The organism is Caballeronia calidae (assembly GCF_900044055.2).
Lineage (GTDB): Bacteria > Pseudomonadota > Gammaproteobacteria > Burkholderiales > Burkholderiaceae > Caballeronia > Caballeronia calidae.
In genome coordinates, this window is record NZ_FCOX02000100.1 from 1 (window position 1) to 17,424 (window position 17,424).

Here is a 17,424-nt window from a genome sequence, read left to right on the forward strand (position 1 = left end):
CCTCCGCTGACCTGCCTCTACCACGCCCCACGCGTTCCACCACATACTCTGAGGGGCGTCGTTCGTGGATCGCTTACGAATAATTTGGCAGGCTTCTACGGTCGACATGGTCATGATTAGCTCCTTCACGCAGCATGCTGCGCTTTGTTTGCATCGTTCGTTTGCGAGAAACCCATGAAGTGGCCCGCGATGAGTACGGCCGGCCCTTTCCGTTCGCGGGAGGCTTCCCATGCAGCCGTGATGTGCTTCTCATCGCCCGGGGCTTCGAGACGCCAGTAGGGAATATCCAGTGTTTCGAGTAACGGTTCGAGCATTCGAACCATCAACCGGCGGGATTCTCGAGGGTCTTTCCCGAGGTTGGAAAACTCGCGTCCGAACTGACCGACCACGAAGAGCATCGGAATGTTCGAATCGAGACCAAGGGCACGCACGCTGTTGATTGCCGCATAGAAGCCTTGGTTCTGCACCAGAATCACGACGTTCCGGCCGCCCGCATAAAGACCTGCTGCCACTTCGACTGCCTGGTCCTCCGTCGTTGTCGGCACAACTCGGATACCATTGTTCTGGTCTTCAAGCGCCTGATGCAAAGCAATCTGCAGCATGTCCGGAACAGTTGCGACGAAGTCGATTCCGCACTTGCGGAATTCGGCAATCACCTCGGCCGCGCTTACAGAGTGTTGGGTGAAATCGTTGTCCATAATTGACCTCTTTGCGCTGACGCGCGTTACATGCTCGCTTGCAGACCGGCGAGCGAATTGGTTCTGTGGTGGCTGTAAGGTGACGTGTTGCGTCCCGTGGCTGCGACCAATGACGGTTCGTGAAGCAGCCTGGAGCATGCGGTGACAATGAGTTGACGCCACATCACAAGGATGAGCAGGAAGGTATACACGGCGAAGTCTCCATCTTCAGTCGCCCCGTAAGGTGAATTCGGGGTTTGCGACTTGTATCTAAATGTCTTAGTATCTAGATACAATATGCGACAGGTTGTCTGCAAGCAAAAAAGCGCAACCTGTTGGAAATTGAGACTGAAATTGCTTCTTTGAACAAGAAAGCAGGACGCCCAAGGAGAAAAATGACCGACGCTTCCGACACGCTCCAAGAGCACAAGATGTTGAGGCTGCTGAGTCTGCTCGAGCGCGTTTCCGCGTCGAACGAGCCGGTGACCATTGCCCAGATAGCGATGCGCCTCGACATTCCAAAAGCCAGCGCGGCTCGGCTGGTTGACCTCCTCGTTTCCAGTCGGTATCTGGGGCGCATGCCCGATACGCGAGGACTGATACCGGGCCCGCGCTCCGTCCAGCTCGCCGCGGCCACACTCAGCAACAGTTCTTTCCGACGGGCGTGCCGAGCGATACTGCGCAGCGCGGTGTCTCGTCTTGGTGAAACCTGCAATCTGTCGGCCTTCGATGGCGACTGTGTGCTTTATCTTGAAAGGGTCGAAACTGCGGAACCGCTAAGAATGCATCTGGAGCTAGGTTCGAGGCACCCACTCCATTGCACGGCGGGCGGAAAACTTTTCTTGTCGCAACTCCCACTGGTCGAACGCACCGCGCTCCTTGATCGGCTCACGTTGAGTCCACACACGCCGCACACCATCACGTCCAGAGCGAAGTTAGAAGAAGAACTCGCGCGTCTCGCAGCGAAAGGCATTTCCACTGACCGGGAAGAGTTCATCACCGGCATGGTCGGCGTAGCGGTGCCGGTGATGACGGGCAACTCGCGCAACGCCATCGCTCTCGTCTGTCACGCTGCTTCCGCCAGAAGCAGCCTTGAGGACTTGCTGGCAAAGCTGCCGATTTTGAAGGAGGGAGCCTCACAGCTCAAAGTCCTATTCGACGCTCAAGCTGTGGATTGAGGCTGAGGCTGTGGGACAGGTTCTCGCCTTCTCGTGGATCTCGTTAGGTCGCTTGACTTATGCGGCCGTACGCATCCAGTAGCGATGTCTTGTACACGACGCCGAGTATCGATGATGTGCTCGATGCGGGGTCGATAACGGGCAGGCGCTCGCCGCGAAATTTAAGGAACAGCTGCAATGCTTGTCCCAACGTCATGTCCGGCGTGAGGACATGAAAGTCCGGCAGCAGATAGTCCACTGCGGTCGTTCGCGCTGGCGTCCGAGGCGACACAAGGTCGGAAGCCACATCCTCCAAGGCGACGACGCCGCAGAAGTGCTGACTTTCGTCGACGACATAGAGATATTTCACAGGATGTTGTGCAAACATCCGAGTCAATTCCTCGACCGATGCGTGGAGAGGAACAACAGTGTCAGCTGGCTTCAGCAACTCTCGCATTTTCATCGCGGCGAGTGTTGAACGGTATTTCTGTTCGCGATTGCGCCGGACGGTCACTTCATACATCGAGCTGTGCTCCGCGTTGCGAGCAACGAAGTAGGCGATGACACACGACAGCATCAGGGGCAGAACCACCTGGTATGACAGCGTCATCTCAAAGATCATGAGAATCGCCATCAGCGGCGCGTTGGTGGCCGCGGTCAAGAAGGCACCCATTCCAACAATGGCATACGCGAACGGTTGCGCGGTGGATAGCGGCCAGATGTCGTGAACACCGATTCCGAATATGCACCCGACCACCGCACCTACAAAGAGCGTAGGCGTAAAGACGCCCCCGACCGCCCCTGTTCCGGCTGTAGCGAGTGTCGCGATGACTTTGAGAACCAGCACCAGGAGTAGCGCCTTCCAGGTCCACTGCTGATGCAGTAGCGAGTTCACGACCTCGTAGCCATTTCCCCAGACCTCGGGCGCCCACACGGAGACGATACCGACGATAAGACCTCCCATTGCGAGCTTCATCGGAAGAGGAAGAGGCAGTTTTCCGAACCCTTTCTTGGAAACCGCGAGAAGCTGAAGGAACCGAGGTGCCAGAAGACCACAGAGAAGGCCGAGGACGATGAAAGGAAGCACTTCGACGCCCGTGACAGTCGGAAATGCCGGCATCTCGTATGGAGGTCGATAGCCCGCGAACTCACGCATCGTGATATTGGCTACCACTGATGACACGACGATCGGGCCGAACCACTCCATCGCCATCGACCCGAGCACCAGCTCCGTGACGAAGAAGGCGCCTGCAATTGGGGCGTTATAGGCCGAAGTGATGCCTGCTGCCGCGCCGCATGCAACGAGCATGCGCAAACGAGCCGGGTCGAATCGAACGAAACGGCCGATTATCGACGAGCAAAGCGCCGCGAGCTGAACCATCGAGCCTTCTCGACCAATCGAGCCGCCGCTTGCGATTGAGAAAAGCGATGACACGGTGCGCCAGATGCTCTGCCAAACCGGCACAACGCCGTCCCCGATGGTGACGGCCTCCATGTAGTCAGCGCCGGACTTTGAAGACCCTCGCCGCGCGACCAGTAGACAGATGCCTGCGATCAGACCTCCTGCCGTTGGCACCGCAATACGAATGGGCCAAGGTAGAGCTTTCGCCAGTTCGACGAAATTTCCCGGCTCTCCCCCTATCGCTTTCTGTAGCAAATCGACGCCTTCGCGAAAAGCGGCAGTCGCGTACGCGCCAGCGACCCCGACCACCACCGCCCACAAAAGCATTGCATGCGTGTCAGGCTGACGGACTGCCTTCCAAAGGACGGTCCGAAGCAGGCGAGAACTATTTTTCATGATCGGCTGCTGCTGTTGGGTCGATGATGCGGACCGGTCAATGCACAGACAGCACCGAAGCTCTGACCTGAAAAGCGGGTGCCGCGACGTTGGGAGAATAGAGAGCAACGCCGCCGTGAAAGGCGGCGTTGTTATTCGATGCGGTGAGACGTGCTCAGTGCCGCGACTTGATGTGAACGGGAGACGTCTCAGATTGCCCGTGAGCGAACGTTGCAGAGGTTGTCTCGCCCGAGCCCGCGCGCAGCAGGCGAAGCGTCTTCGTCTCCGGATCGACCTCCACCAGCGAGCCGTGCGGAATAACCTCGGTCACGTCCTGGTCAAATCCGGCCAGCATCGAGATGCCGCCGAGCGCAGCGCCCTGCGCCAGAATCGTATTGACAGTGTTAAAAATGATGGCCACCGGAGCCATGTTCCTCGATTGCATCTCGTGGAGCATCCAGGCGCTCGCAACCCCGCCTTTCGCCGTATCCAGCACTAAAATGCGGCCGACGTACGACTGCCCAACAAGTTTGTGCGCAGGACGCGAGAACACGCCTTCCAGACGGTTCAGGTCGTAGCGGGCCGAGAAGCCGTCCTTTGCGACCAGTGCCTCGGCCGACACCTTCTTTCCGAGCGCGTGACGCGCTGTCAATACCAATTCGCTCATGCCAGTTCTCCCTTTTCCGCGGCAGCGACACACTCTTCCATCGATGCAAGCATGGGCGTGTAGCCGTAGCCGCCCAGAATATTCACGAGCTTTGCGCTGTTGGTCGCAAGCTTCTTCCAGCCCTTCGCTTCGGACATTTCGCGTGCATACGACTGATAGAAGCACATCCCGGACAGCACAGTCCCGCCGGCGCTTTCGATGCGACGCGTGTAACCAAAACGCTCCGAGTCCGGCGAGACTTGCGGGCTCGTGACCGCGAGAAGCGGCACCTTGAATTTACGGCCATCGCAGAGCTCGGCGAGCGAGCGCAGCTCGTACAGGCTCAGTTGCGGCGCGGAGAAGACGACGACATCGATCGATTTCGTAACTGCGTAGCTGGCCGCAAGTGCTTCGATCTGCTCGCGGTCGATGCGGTGATGAACCGGCAATTTGTCGCCACCCACGTCTTCGAGGCGCTGCGCTTCCGGCGTAATGCCGACGAGATGGAACAGTGCTATCGAACCGAAGCTCGCCATTGCGGCGCCGAAATGCTTCAGGTCGTCGGAAGTCGGCGCACCCTCAATGCCCTCGATCACGGGAACCTGCCAGTAGTTGCCCGCCAGACGGCCGATGACCCCACCGAGCGCGCCCCATTCGTTGAGCGTACGCGGCGTGAAGTCGACACGAAAGCGCATCGTGGCCTGACGTTGCTCGTCGAGGTGATACCCGTAGCGCGGCGTGCGACCGGTCAGCCCCGCCGACAAGGCGGACGGGCCGCCTTCAAAGTTCGAGCGCGCGCCGTTCACCGAATTCGAGTAAATCACCACACCGGTGTCACCGAAGGCGACGTGTTCGCCACGCGTCGCTGCCAGCACGGTCTGATAATTGATACAGGTGTCGGTCATGCTGACGCCCAGCCGCTCGAACGCATGAATGGCGCGCCGCTCCAGTTCGACCATCCAGTCGCGCTGGCCGAGGTCGTTGGCCTTGCTGAAATCCGTGCCGCGCGGATCGGTGATCGTCGGGATACAGACAGTGTGGCGACCGTCGCTCGCCTCGGACAGGCTTTCGAGCCACATCACGCCAGCCTGGCCAAGACTTTCCGTATCGGCCATCACATGCGCCTGGGTCACCGGTACGAAATCGCGAGCGCCGAAGAAGTCGCCGACCTGAACCTGATGGCGCATGGCCATTTGCAGGACCTTTCCGCGCTCGCCATTAAGCATTGCGGTTTCTTCATCGTTGAGAAGCATTCGCCGTCTCCTGTCTTGTCTCGTAAAGTTGGGGCAATTCGTATTGAGCTATTCAGATCACACGGCCTGCGAGATGTAAGGCAATGTCTATCTTGAATTCCTTACTTGTCTTATGCTGTATTAAGACAACATGAGCGAATATTAGCCACACATCTCGGTGCTGTCAACACTCATTTGAACAAGTGCGCGACCGTCGCGAGACAGTCATCCACGAGGCAGGCGCGGAGCACCGCAGCCCCGCCCGACAACGGTTTGCTACCGATAGGCGAAAAAAAAGCGCACGGCTGTATTGCCCGTGCGCCTCCAACCCTCTGGTAAACCAGAGAACGCTAGTGTGCGATTTGCGCTTTCAAATGCAGCCGGAATCTGTGAAGAAGCGGCTCCGTGTAGCCACTCGGCTGCTCGCATCCCTGATAGACAAGCGAGCGAGCGGCCTGAAACGCCAGTGAAGCCTCGAAGTTGCCCGCCATCGGTTTGTAGTCGGCGTCGCCGGCGTTCTGCTGGTCCACGACCTTGGCCATCCGCTGCAGCGTTTGCTCGACAAACTCCAGCGTCACAACGCCGTGCCTGAGCCAGTTCGCGATGTGCTGACTCGAAATGCGCAGCGTGGCGCGGTCCTCCATCAATCCGACGTTATGGATATCAGGCACCTTGGAACATCCGACGCCCTGGTTTACCCAACGCACGACATATCCCAGAATCCCCTGGGCGTTGTTTTCGACTTCCGCCTTGATTTCTTCCGGGGTCCAGCGAGCGCTCTCGACGACAGGAATGGTCAGAAGCCCTTCGAGCAACTCGTCACGAAGGACGGCGGCATCGACCTTTTCGAGTTCCTGCTGCACGGCCTTCACGTCGACCTGGTGGTAGTGCAGTGCGTGTAATGTGGCTGCGGTGGGCGACGGCACCCACGCTGTATTTGCTCCCGACCTCGGATGACCGATCTTCTCTTCGAGCATCGCGTGCATCAGGTCCGGCATGGCCCACATGCCCTTGCCGATCTGCGCACGACCGCGCAGATTCGCCGAGAGTCCGACAAGGACGTTATTGCGTTCGTAGGCGGCGATCCATGCACTCGACTTCATGTCGCCCTTGCGCATCATCGGGCCGGCTGCCATGGCGGTGTGCATCTCATCGCCGGTTCTGTCGAGGAAGCCCGTATTGATAAAAGCGACACGCGGCGCGGCAGCCGCGATACAGGCAGCGAGGTTCACGCTCGTACGGCGCTCCTCGTCCATGATGCCCATCTTGATCGTGTTGCGCGCGAGCCCAAACAGATCCTCAACGCGCGCAAACAACTCGCTTGCGAACGCGACCTCCGCCGGGCCGTGCATTTTCGGCTTCACGATATAAATGGAGCCGCGACGCGAATTGAGCTGCGTTCGGCGATCGTGCAAAGCGCACAAGGTCGTCATCACAGCGTCGAGGATGCCTTCCGGAATTTCGTTTCCTTCGCGATCCGTGACGGCAGGGTTCGTCATCAGGTGGCCGACATTTCGAATGAACAGCAAGGACCGGCCGTGCAGCTTTACAGGCTCGCCGTTCGCGCCAGTGAACTCGCGGTCGGCGTTGAGCTTGCGTGTGAAGGTCTCGCCGCCCTTCGTCACTTCTTCGGCCAAAACGCCGCTCATCAGCCCGAGCCAGTTCCGGTACAACTGAACCTTGTCCGTCGCATCGACCGCAGCGACGGAGTCTTCACAATCGATGATCGTAGATACCGCAGCCTCCAAAAGAACATCCTTGACGTGCGCGCGATCGGTTTTTCCGATGGCGTCGTCGGCATCGATCTGGATTTCCAGATGCAAACCGTTGTGCCTGAGCAGAATCGCCGACGGCGATTGCGCGGCGCCGCGATAGCCGATGAACTGCGCGGGGTCTTGCAGTCGAGCGTATCCCTCTTTCAGCGTGACGACCAGCGCGCCGCCTTCGACGGCATAGCGCGTCGCATCGGCGTGGGACGCCGCAACGAGCGGCACCGCTTCGTCGAGGATCCGGCGCGCAAACGCGATGACGAGTTCACCACGCTTCGGGTTGAACTCCGGGCCTCGCTCGGCGCCGTTCGACTCGCCGATGGCATCGGTTCCGTAGAGCGCGTCGTACAGGCTGCCCCAACGCGCGTTTGCCGCATTCAGCACGTATCGCGGATTGGAAAGTGGAACGACGAGTTGAGGGCCCGCCTGCTCCGCGATTTCAGCATCGACGTTTGCGGTGGTCGCCTGAACGCGCGTCGGCAACGGCACGATATAACCGATGCGCTCCAGAAACGACCGATAGGCGTTCATGTCGGCAATCGGGCCAGGATGTTCGTCATGCCAGCGATCGAGTAACGCCTGCATGCGTCCACGCTCGTCGAGCAAAGCCCGGTTCAGCGGTGCAAGGTCGTGAACGATTGCGGAAAATCCGGCCCAAAAAGCCTTTTTGTCGACACCCGTGCCGGGCAAGGCTTCCGTTTCGACAAAGCGTTCAAGCGACTGCGCCACCTTGAGGCCGTTACGCTCGGACATTTCACTCATTGACTGCTCCAACGGGGAAACGGGCCGACGGGGTGTTCAGCCCGTGAGAGACAAAAATGGAAAAGCTGCGCGGGAAAGTGCGCCCTCAGGCCAACGCTTGCGCGCCGACGCGTGCGACCTGCGCGTCTTCGCCGGGTTTGACACCGGACACACCGACGGCGCCGACTACTTGACCATCGACGATCACCGGAATGCCCCCTTCCAGCGTCGCGACGAGCGGAGCGCTGACGAATGCCGTGCGGCCGTTGTTGATCATTTCCTCGTACAGCCGCGATTCCCGTCGACCGAGGGCCGATGTTTTCGCCTTTCCGATTGCCATGTCGGAACTGATCGGCGCACTGCCGTCCAGCCGCAACAAACCGAGCAGATGGCCACCGTCATCCACTACGGCAATCGCCACCGGCCACTGGTTCTTTTCCGCCTCGGCACGCGCGGCGGCGAGGATTTGCGTTGTTTCGTCGATCGTCAGTACAGGCTTCGTCTGCATGGTTTTCCTGAGGGTTATTGAAGAGCGTCTTCGACCAGTTCGATCCAATGCCTCACGCCGGTGCGATTCGCGCCCCCGAGGTGAGTCTGGCAACCGATATTGGCGGTCACTATGAGTTCGGGCTTGCCGCTTTCCAGTGCGTCGAGCTTGCGGTCGCGCAGTCTGGCCGATAGCTCGGGCTGGGTAATCGAATAGGTTCCTGCGGAGCCGCAACACAGATGGGCATCGGGCACGTCGGTCAGGTCGTATCCGAGCCGCGTGAGGATTGCTTCGACGGCGCCCCCTAACTTCTGGGCGTGTTGCAGCGTGCAGGGGCAATGGAAGGCGATGCGCTTTCGGTCGCCGAGGTTCAGGTTTTCAAGCGACTCAGCGCCTAGAACTTCGACCAGATCGCGCGTCATTTCGCTAACGCGGGCAGCTTTTTGCGCGTACTGCGGGTCGCGGCCGAGCAAGTGCCCGTATTCCTTGACGAAGGCGCCGCATCCGCTGGCGGTCTGAACGATGGCCTCCGCGCCCGCCTCGATCGCGGGCCACCACGCATCGATGTTTCGGCGCGCGCGCATCAAACCCGCTTCCTGCGCGTTCAGGTGATAGTCCGTCGCCCCGCAACAGCCCGCCTGCGGCGCGTTCACGATGCTGATGCCCAGCCGGTCGAGCACGCGGGCGGCGGCCGCATTGGTGTTCGGCGACAGCGACGGTTGCACGCATCCTTCGAGCATCAGCATGCGCCGCGCATGACACGCTGGCGGACGCGCTTTCGCGGGCACGACTTCGGACGGAATCTTCTGTTTCAGCTCCTTCGGCAAGAACGGGCGCGCGAGCCGGCCGGTTTTCAGCAGCGCATCGAAGACCGCTGGCCGTGGGATCACCTGCCGCAGTCCTTCACGCAACATGCGCTCGCCAGCGGGTCGCGGCACCCGACGTTCCAGTTCGGCTCGGCCGATGTCGAGCAGCGCGTGATAAGTCACGCCGGAGGGACACGTCGTCTCGCAGTTCCGGCAAGTCAGGCACCGGTCGAGATGCAGTTGCGTTTTCTCCGTGACATCGTGACCTTCGAGCAACTGCTTGATGAGATAGATCCGGCCGCGCGGACCATCGAGTTCATTGCCGAGCAACTGATAAGTCGGGCACGTCGCATTACAAAAGCCACAATGCACGCAGCTACGCAGGATCGACTCGGCTTCCTCGGCACGCGCGAGACCTTTTGCCTGCTCGCTGAGATTGGTTTGCATGAGGCGCTCCCGTTAGATTTCGGCGTAGAGACGGCCGGGGTTGAAAATGCCATGCGGGTCCAATCTGAACTTCAGCTCGCGATGCAAGCGCGCCAGCGGCGCGGAGAGCGGTGCAAACGGGCTTTCGGCATGGTCCTGGTCAGACTCGGCGAGCGGTGAGAATCGCGTTGCATGCCCGCCCGCAACTCGGGCAATGGCGCGAATGTCAGTCGACGCGGCCTCGCTCTTGAGCCACCGCTGCGCGCCGCCCCAGTCGAGCAACACGTCGCCGGGCAAGGACATCAGCGGTGCGGCGTAGGGCAACGAGAGACGCCAGAGTGGCCGGGGATCGCGGAAGAACGACAGCTTGTGCTCCCGAAGGCGCGTCCAGAATTCCATGTCGAGTTCCTCGCCTCCGATCCGGTCCAACGCCGACGCAACCGAGCCCTCCCCGCCTTCGAACCGAACATGCAATCGCCCGTCCGCGTAACAGGCGCCGGTCACAGGCAGCGCGCCTCGTCGCCATGCGGATAGCTCCGTCATCGCTTCGGCCGCGTCGATTTCCAGCACCACGCTTCGTCGGGCTCGCGGCTTGGGGAGCACCTTCATCGACACTTCGGTGATGACGCCGAGACTGCCGAAGCTGCCCGCCGCGAGGCGAGACATGTCGTAGCCCGCGACGTTCTTCATCACCTCGCCGCCGAAGCGCAGATGCTTCGCTTCCCCGGTAATGAGCCGCACGCCCAAGACGAAATCCCGCACTGATCCGGCCCACGGTCGGCGCGGCCCGGAAAGGCCCGCTGCGACGGCACCGCCGAGCGTTGCCTTGCCGTCGAACTCGGGTGGTTCGCAAGGCAGCATCTGTTCGGCGGCGTCCAGTGCCGACGTCAACTCGGCGACCGGCGTTCCCGCTCTGGCAGTCATCACAAGCTCGGTCGGTTCGTACTGAACGATGCCGCTGTGGCTCCGAACATCGAGTTCCACCGCTTCAACCGGGGTTTGCCGGCCGAGAAACGCCTTCGTGTTGCCGCCACGGATACGCAGCGGGATATGCGTCGCTACCGCGCGGGCGACCTCGTCGATCAGACGGTCGCTGTCATCCATCGGAATCATGTTGTTCGACATCAGAAGCGCTCCAGTTCCGGAAACGGCAAGGCGCCGTGGTGAACGTGCATCGAACCGAATTCCGCGCAGCGATGCAGCGTCGGAATGTTCTTTCCCGGGTTCAACAAGCCCTTCGGGTCGAATGCCGCCTTGAGGGAGTGGAACAGCGTCAGCTCGTCCGAGTTGAATTGAGCGCACATTTGATTGATCTTTTCGCGCCCGACGCCGTGCTCGCCGGTGATGCTTCCACCGACCTTCACGCACAATTCGAGGATCGCGCCACCGAGGGCTTCCGCGCGCTCCGTGTCACCGGCGTTGGCGTCGAAGAGAATCAGCGGATGGAGATTGCCGTCTCCGGCATGGAACACGTTCGCCACGCGCAGACCGTATTCGGCCGAGAGACGCTCGATGCCTGCGAGGACACCCGGCAACTCACGGCGCGGTATGGTGCCGTCCATGCAGTAATAGTCGGGGGAGATGCGGCCGACCGCTGGAAAAGCGTTCTTGCGCCCTGCCCAGAACTTCTGGCGTTCGGTTTCGTCCCGGGCGAGTCGTACATCCGTCGCGCCGGCGGCGCGCAGTACCGCTTCGACCTTTTCGCAGTCTTCGCGCACATCGCTTTCGGCGCCGTCCACTTCGCAGAGCAGAATGGCCGCCGCATCGACCGGATATCCGGCGTGAATGAAGTCCTCGGCCGCGCGGATGGCGAGGTTGTCCATCATCTCCAGTCCGCCCGGAATGATTCCCGCCCCGATGATCTCCGCCACCGCCGCCCCCGCACGTTCGACATCGTCGAAGCTGGCCAGCAAAACGCGAGCGCTCTGCGGCTTGGTCAACAGCTTCACGGTCACTTCAGTCACGATGCCGAGCATGCCCTCGGAGCCCGTGAAAAGCGCCAGTAGATCGAAGCCCGGCGCATCGAGCGCGTCCGAACCCAACGTCACACGCTCGCCTTCGATGGTCAGGATTTCGAGCTTGAGAATGTTGTGCACGGTCAGTCCGTACTTCAGGCAATGCACGCCACCGGCATTCTCCGCGACATTGCCGCCGATCGAGCAGGCGATTTGCGACGACGGGTCCGGCGCGTAGTAAAGGCCGTGCGGGGCTGCCGCCTGCGAAATGGCGAGATTTCGCACGCCGGGTTGCACGCGCGCGATGCCGGCCTCCGCGTCGATCTCGATGATGCGATTGAAGCGCGCCATGACAAGCAGGATGCCCTTTTCGAGGGGCAGCGCACCGCCCGAAAGGCCGGTGCCCGCGCCACGCGCGACCACGGGGACATGCTTGTCATTGGCGTAACGCAGCACCTCTTCCACTTGCTCGACGGTCTCCGGCAGGGCAACGATCAGCGGCGTGGTTCGGTAGGCCGAAAGCCCGTCGCACTCGAAAGGCCGCAGATCCTCGGGCTCGTGAAGAATGGTCAGGTCCGGCGCGCGGGCCTTGAGCTGGTCGACAACCGTAGCCCTGTCGTGGGTGACGAGCGCGCCGTCGACCGCTTCGTTGTATTCGTAACTCATGATGTCTCCTCGCCTCCGTCTGAGAGTCACCTTGACCCGTCCGATGGCGTTGTGTGACGCATTGTTGCTGTTGCCTGCCAGCGTTGTCGACAGCTTGGTTCAGTGGTAATACCAGTTTATTGGAGCCTAGTTTTGATCGATCTTGCAAAACTCCCGCAAAATTGAGCATCATTGGGCAATCTTGGCACTGTCGCTTTTTGGAAAATCACAGTGGTATTACCAGTTAATCGGAACCTCGAATGAACACGAACGCGGGAACAGAAAGCGCGCCTCATCGCCAACTGGCGGACGTCGTTGCGGAGCGGATCGAGCGATTGATCGTCGACGGGGTGCTCAAGGCCGGCCAGCCGCTGCCGTCGGAGCGACGTCTGGTTGAAAAGCTCGGAGTGTCCCGAACAGCGTTGCGTGAGGGCCTCAAGCATCTGCGGGCCCGCGGCATCATCGAGACATCGCACGGCCGTGGCTCGTTTGTCGCGAGTCTGACGGGACGTACCGAGACATCCCCGCTCATGTACTTACTCGGCTCGCAGCCTCGCACGCTCTACGACCTGTTCGAGGTTCGCGTGCTGCTCGAAGCCGAGTCGGCAAGACTCGCCGCTTTGCGCGGCACCAAGGCGGACCACATTCTCATCACGCGGCGCTATGAGGAAATGGTCGACGCTCACGGCACCGAGACCAGCCCGACCGAGCACGCGCGGCTCGACCACGCGTTCCATCTGGCGATTTGCGAGGCATCGCATAACCCAGTGCTCGTCCACACGCTCAGCTCGCTGAACGATCTCCTTCTCAGTACCGTGTTCGCATCCGTGAATAACCTTTATCACCGAGAACCGCATAAACGCGGCATCGATCGGCAGCATGCCCGCCTTTACAACGCCGTCATCGGCAATCTTCCGGGCAGGCCCGCAAGGCGGCGTCCGACCACATTAACGGCGTGTGCGCGGCCCTGCGTGAAATCGAGCAGGAAGAACAACGACTGGTTCGAGCGACCCTGCGCCTGGAAGGCTGGGATTAAGGACACGCTGGCCACAGCGATTTGACACCACGCGTAAACCCGGTTGACACAATATAAGACAGAACTATAGCATGCCTCCGAATGTCTTAATACAGGTAGATACAACAGATTCGCTCGGAGACTCTGAACATGGCATCTCGTCGGTGGAGACCCGCTGCGGCGGACGTAGTGCTGTTCCTCATTTGTCTGCTTTATCTGATTCAGTACTCGGACCGCGTGAATATCGCGACCGCGGCGAGCGCCATCAGTCACGATCTGCATCTTTCGAACGTCGAGCTGGGCTTTGCCTTCTCTGCTTTCGCCTATCCCTATGCAGTCGTACAACTGTTCGGCGGCTGGCTCGGCGACAAGGTGGGACCGCGGCGGATTCTGATGTGGTTCGGACTAACGGTTGCACTGGCGTCGGTGCTGACTGCGTTCGCCGGCGGCCTCTGGTCCTTAGCTGCCTGCCGCTTTCTGCTGGGCGTCGGTGAAGCGCCTTCGCTTTCGACTGCCACATCCGCAATGTCACGCTGGCTGCCGGTCGAGCGTCGCGGCTTCGCGCAGGGCATTACGCACGCGTGTTCGCGCGTGGGCAGCGCGTTGACGCCTCCCGTCATCGCGCTCCTGATGACGCTCTGGAACTGGCGAGTCGCGTTCGTGCTCGCCGGGGTTATCGGAATCTTGTGGGTCGTGTGCTGGTTCTGGTATTTCCGCGATGAGCCGGCATCGCACAAAGGCGTCACGAAAGAAGAACTCGCCATGCTGCCCGTCGCACGCGACAAGACAGAAAAGGTGAAGGTGCCTGTCCGACGCCTTCTCGTTCGCATGCTCCCGGTCACGGTCGTCGATTTCTGCTATGCCTGGACGCTCTGGGTGTTCCTGACGTGGCTGCCGTCGTTCTTCCTGCACAGCTACAACATGAACCTGAAGAGCTCCGCGCTTTTCACCTCCGGCGTTTTTGTGGCAGGCATTCTGGGCGATACGCTCGGCGGCATGATTAGCGACAAGGTTTTCAAGCGAACCGGCGATTTGAAGAAGGCGCGTCGCAACGTCATTATCGGAGGCATGGCCGGCGCGCTGGTGTTCCTGATCCCTGTGCTGCTCGTGAAGGATCTCACCGTCGTGGCGGCGAGTCTTTGCTGCGCGTTCTTCTGCATGGAACTGGTAATTGCGCCGCTCTGGTCCGTACCGATGGATATCGCGCCGCGATTCGCGGGGACGGCCAGCAGTTTCATGAACATCGGCTTCGGCATCGCGGGCGTGCTCTCGCCGCTTACGTTTGGATTTATCATCGACCGGACTGGCAACTGGACGCTACCGTTTCTGCTATCGATCGCCATGCTCGTTGTGGGCATCGTGTTCTCCTTCTGGATGCATCCTGAACGACCGCTGCCCCAGGACGACGAGCCAGAGTTGGAACCCGTGACCACTGCTGCTTAGCGCTACCCGGAAGCACTGTTTGCATGATGAGTTCCTGAATGAGTGACGCAATACAGAATGACGAAGCCGCGCGGCACCGGGCCGTTCTGAAGGTGCTCAGCGGCATCGTAATCTGCATCTTTCTGGCCGCGCTCGACCAGACGGTCGTCATACCGGCCATTCCAGCGATTGCAGCAAGCCTCGACGACCACCGAAATTTGTCGTGGATTCTGACCGCGTATCTGCTGGCATCGACCATCGCTGCACCGATCTATGGCCGCTTGTCGGACCATTACGGCCGGCGCAGACTCCTCGAAATTTCGCTGTGTATCTTTATCGCCGCTTCGGTAATCTGTGGCAGTGCGGGCAGCATCAGCCAGCTTGTCCTGTTTCGCGCCTTGCAGGGCATCGGCGGAGGCGGGCTGATGTCTCTCGCGCAGGCGGCAATTGCGGACGCCGTGTCTCCCCGAGAGCGCGGGCGCTATCAGGGGTATCTCGCCGGCGTATGGGCGATAGCATCGATTGCCGGGCCTCTCGTTGGCGGATATCTCGCGGACCACGCTTCCTGGCGATGGCTATTCTGGATAAACCTTCCGATTGGAAGCGTCGCACTTCTTCTGTGCCGTCGCGGCTTGCCGGCGACAAAAGATACGCACATCGGAAAGGCGAAGTTCGATGTGGCAGGCAGCGCGTTCATGACGGTGACTGTCAGTGCGCTGCTTCTCCTTTTGACATTGGGCGGAAGCACATTTCCGTGGGCTTCACTGCAAACATGCACGCTTGCAGGCTGCGTGATCGTGTTCGGATGCTTGCTCAAGTATCAGCAAGCCCGGTTCAAGGATGGCCTGTTTCCTCCACGACTTTTCGTTGACCGGGCGCTGGTCGTCGCCAATATCGGCGGCATGCTCTCGGCCGGGGCGATGTTCGCGTCGCTTTTCATCCTCCCGATCTTCTATCAGAGCGTGCTTCACGCCGACGCAACCTCGTCCGGTCTTTTGATGGTCCCATTTTTAGCATCGAGCGTTGTCGGCAACTACATCACAGGACACGTTGCACGCTCGTACGGAAGGATGCGACCCGTGTTGCTTGGTGGAGCAGCGATCGCAGCCTCTGGATTCTTGCTTCTGGCGTGCTTCACCGGACACATCGCCTTCAGCACGAGCGCGTTCTTCACGATTTGCGCAGGTGCAGGTATGGGTTGCGCCAACGTCAGCACTCTGATGATCGTGCAGAACTCCGCACAGCAACGAGACATCGGGGCCGCTACGGGGATGTACCTGCTATTGAGATCGATTGGCAGCATGCTGGGTGGCGCCGCCGTCGGTGCCTTTCTGGACTTTCAGATTCGGCGCAGTGCGCTGTCTTTTTCTGCGGCTTCGGCCGGATCCAAAATGCATGATACCTCTTCAATTTCAGGGTTGCCGTCAGAGACCTTCAACCTGGCATTCGCAGGAATGGCAGCGCTGATGCTCATCGGACTGGTAGTCTGCGCTCGAGCGCCCGATACGACCCTTCGTTCCGCGCGCCACTAGCCCTGCAGCATTTAAACGAGCGCTCGACCAAGTTCACGGGCAGGGTCGAGCGCGCTCTTGCAGAGTAGATCGCGATAGATCGCGTCTGTCAGACTTCGTCCCAATTCGTGATCGAGTCAGTGCATACCATCGCCAGCGACTCTTCTTCCTGCGCAGCGCGCGCAGGCGCACCCGGGGGCACCAACGTGATTGTTTTCAGCGGCCAGCTCGGTAACGGCAATGCAATCGAGGTGATCGACCCTGGCCAGCAACTTCCTAGGGATCAGTCAAGCTGGCACCGGTAGGCCCTGCAAGCGGCACGAGTTAAGCGGCGCCGCTCGCAAAAAAAACGCTACTGCAGCGAAATCGCGGGTGGGCGAAGATCACGTTCGCGCGGAGCACGCGGAATCTGTCACCCGGCCCGCAGCCGTAGCATGCGACTCCTCGCACACAGATGACTGCGATCGCTTCAACCGCCCCGGCGACGGGCGGGGCAACTTCGCAAGTTCCAAGATTCATGCAGTTACGGCAGGTCCTAAAAGCCTTGTGAGGCGCGATCCGGGCTTCCGGCGGTCCCTACAGCCTCTGCGCGGCGTGGACAAAAGAAGAGCCACGAAGGTCTTCCGTGGCATCCAAGGCTTTTCGCCGCATCTTTGATCTAACCGCTCTCAGGTCCCCACGCACAACGGTGCGTAGATTAAGACGGATCGCTTCGCCTTTGTGTTTGTGGGCGAACGCTGGATGAAAGATGTCCACTTTTGGTCCACCGGCGCAGATCCGGCTAGTCTGGCTCGACGAATGGGCCGCTAACCGCCGATGGGTCGAAAGGAAGACTTGTGTTTGCGAGGTCGGTCCACGCGCCTGCCCGCGCGTCGCCAGTACGTGAGGTCAAGTTGGGCTCAACTCTCGTGGTGCACGGCAGCGCGTCCGGCGTGGAGAACCATGTGCGGATCGCGTATGCTGTTCCGATGCCCACGCTGCGCGACGCGTGCCGACGCATCGAGACCGCGTGTGCGGCGTTGACACCTGCTGTCGCCTCGGTCTGAAGCGCCTAAGCACCAAACGCCATGCCCGCGACACGTGTGCCGTGTCGCGGGTTTTTCTTTTTATCGGATGGCCTTCCATGCTCTATCTCATCGAAGACGCTACCCCCGAGCC

Annotated in this window: 12 protein-coding genes and 1 pseudogene; 4 read left to right on the forward strand and 9 right to left on the reverse strand. The window is 60.4% G+C overall.

The genetic code is table 11. The features are described 5' to 3' along the window. Nucleotides 1–125 precede the first annotated feature (125 nt). Nucleotides 126–698: a thiamine pyrophosphate-binding protein gene (locus AWB78_RS38500; RefSeq protein ID WP_062611968.1), complete on the reverse strand. Its 573-nt coding sequence runs from the start codon at nucleotides 696–698 to the stop codon at nucleotides 126–128. Nucleotides 699–1,072: 374 nt separating this feature from the next. Here AWB78_RS38500 and AWB78_RS38505 point away from each other — a divergent pair, with 374 nt between their 5' ends. After that, nucleotides 1,073–1,855, forward strand: coding sequence for an IclR family transcriptional regulator (locus tag AWB78_RS38505; RefSeq protein ID WP_062611973.1), 783 nt, complete (start codon nucleotides 1,073–1,075; stop codon nucleotides 1,853–1,855). Nucleotides 1,856–1,898: 43 nt separating this feature from the next. Here AWB78_RS38505 and AWB78_RS38510 read toward each other — a convergent pair whose 3' ends face one another. The 8 genes from AWB78_RS38510 to glcD form a co-directional block, all read right to left on the reverse strand. Then, complete coding sequence (locus AWB78_RS38510; protein ID WP_062611976.1) at nucleotides 1,899–3,632, reverse strand: ClcB-like voltage-gated chloride channel protein; 1,734 nt, start codon at nucleotides 3,630–3,632, stop codon at nucleotides 1,899–1,901. 154 nt (nucleotides 3,633–3,786) lie between these two features. Next, nucleotides 3,787–4,278 (reverse strand): aconitase X swivel domain-containing protein, encoded by a 492-nt coding sequence (locus AWB78_RS38515; RefSeq protein WP_082883588.1) that lies wholly within the window; start codon nucleotides 4,276–4,278, stop codon nucleotides 3,787–3,789. Then, on the reverse strand, nucleotides 4,275–5,510 hold the full coding sequence (locus AWB78_RS38520) for an aconitase X (protein ID WP_062611977.1): 1,236 nt from the start codon (nucleotides 5,508–5,510) through the stop codon (nucleotides 4,275–4,277). The genes AWB78_RS38515 and AWB78_RS38520 overlap by 4 nt, the downstream gene beginning before the upstream one ends. A gap of 329 nt (nucleotides 5,511–5,839) precedes the next feature. After that, complete coding sequence (locus AWB78_RS38525; RefSeq protein ID WP_062611983.1) at nucleotides 5,840–8,020, reverse strand: malate synthase G; 2,181 nt, start codon at nucleotides 8,018–8,020, stop codon at nucleotides 5,840–5,842. An 85-nt stretch (nucleotides 8,021–8,105) separates the two neighbouring features. Next, nucleotides 8,106–8,507 (reverse strand): heme-binding protein, encoded by a 402-nt coding sequence (locus AWB78_RS38530; protein WP_062611985.1) that lies wholly within the window; start codon nucleotides 8,505–8,507, stop codon nucleotides 8,106–8,108. 14 nt (nucleotides 8,508–8,521) lie between these two features. Beyond that, nucleotides 8,522–9,739, reverse strand: coding sequence for a glycolate oxidase subunit GlcF (glcF, locus tag AWB78_RS38535; protein ID WP_062611987.1), 1,218 nt, complete (start codon nucleotides 9,737–9,739; stop codon nucleotides 8,522–8,524). 12 nt (nucleotides 9,740–9,751) lie between these two features. Continuing rightward, nucleotides 9,752–10,843: a glycolate oxidase subunit GlcE gene (gene glcE / locus AWB78_RS38540; protein WP_062611989.1), complete on the reverse strand. Its 1,092-nt coding sequence runs from the start codon at nucleotides 10,841–10,843 to the stop codon at nucleotides 9,752–9,754. Continuing rightward, entirely contained in the window at nucleotides 10,843–12,339 is a 1,497-nt protein-coding gene (gene glcD / locus AWB78_RS38545; RefSeq protein WP_062611991.1) for a glycolate oxidase subunit GlcD, read from the reverse strand. Before glcD ends, glcE begins: the two co-directional genes overlap by 1 nt. Nucleotides 12,340–12,578: 239 nt before the next feature. Here glcD and glcC point away from each other — a divergent pair. From glcC to AWB78_RS38560, 3 genes and pseudogenes are all read left to right on the forward strand, one after another. Next, nucleotides 12,579–13,354, forward strand: a pseudogene (gene glcC / locus AWB78_RS38550) (transcriptional regulator GlcC). Nucleotides 13,355–13,483: 129 nt separating this feature from the next. Next, complete coding sequence (locus tag AWB78_RS38555; protein ID WP_062611993.1) at nucleotides 13,484–14,776, forward strand: MFS transporter; 1,293 nt, start codon at nucleotides 13,484–13,486, stop codon at nucleotides 14,774–14,776. Between the two features lie 38 nt (nucleotides 14,777–14,814). Beyond that, nucleotides 14,815–16,287 (forward strand): MDR family MFS transporter, encoded by a 1,473-nt coding sequence (locus AWB78_RS38560; RefSeq protein ID WP_062611994.1) that lies wholly within the window; start codon nucleotides 14,815–14,817, stop codon nucleotides 16,285–16,287. The last annotated feature ends 1,137 nt before the right edge of the window (nucleotides 16,288–17,424 follow it).

Excerpts from the sequence above, each read along its gene's own strand:
- glcD (WP_062611991.1), bottom strand. The coding sequence starts at position 12,339 with ATGAGTTACGAATACAACGAAGCGGTCGACGGCGCGCTCGTCACCCAC.
- AWB78_RS38525 (WP_062611983.1), bottom strand. The coding sequence starts at position 8,020 with ATGAGTGAAATGTCCGAGCGTAACGGCCTCAAGGTGGCGCAGTCGCTT.
- glcF (WP_062611987.1), bottom strand. The coding sequence starts at position 9,739 with ATGCAAACCAATCTCAGCGAGCAGGCAAAAGGTCTCGCGCGTGCCGAG.
- AWB78_RS38515 (WP_082883588.1), bottom strand. The coding sequence starts at position 4,278 with ATGAGCGAATTGGTATTGACAGCGCGTCACGCGCTCGGAAAGAAGGTG.
- AWB78_RS38555 (WP_062611993.1), top strand. The coding sequence starts at position 13,484 with ATGGCATCTCGTCGGTGGAGACCCGCTGCGGCGGACGTAGTGCTGTTC.
- AWB78_RS38520 (WP_062611977.1), bottom strand. The coding sequence starts at position 5,510 with ATGCTTCTCAACGATGAAGAAACCGCAATGCTTAATGGCGAGCGCGGA.
- AWB78_RS38505 (WP_062611973.1), top strand. The coding sequence starts at position 1,073 with ATGACCGACGCTTCCGACACGCTCCAAGAGCACAAGATGTTGAGGCTG.
- glcE (WP_062611989.1), bottom strand. The coding sequence starts at position 10,843 with ATGTCGAACAACATGATTCCGATGGATGACAGCGACCGTCTGATCGAC.
- AWB78_RS38500 (WP_062611968.1), bottom strand. The coding sequence starts at position 698 with ATGGACAACGATTTCACCCAACACTCTGTAAGCGCGGCCGAGGTGATT.
- AWB78_RS38510 (WP_062611976.1), bottom strand. The coding sequence starts at position 3,632 with ATGAAAAATAGTTCTCGCCTGCTTCGGACCGTCCTTTGGAAGGCAGTC.
- AWB78_RS38530 (WP_062611985.1), bottom strand. The coding sequence starts at position 8,507 with ATGCAGACGAAGCCTGTACTGACGATCGACGAAACAACGCAAATCCTC.
- AWB78_RS38560 (WP_062611994.1), top strand. The coding sequence starts at position 14,815 with ATGAGTGACGCAATACAGAATGACGAAGCCGCGCGGCACCGGGCCGTT.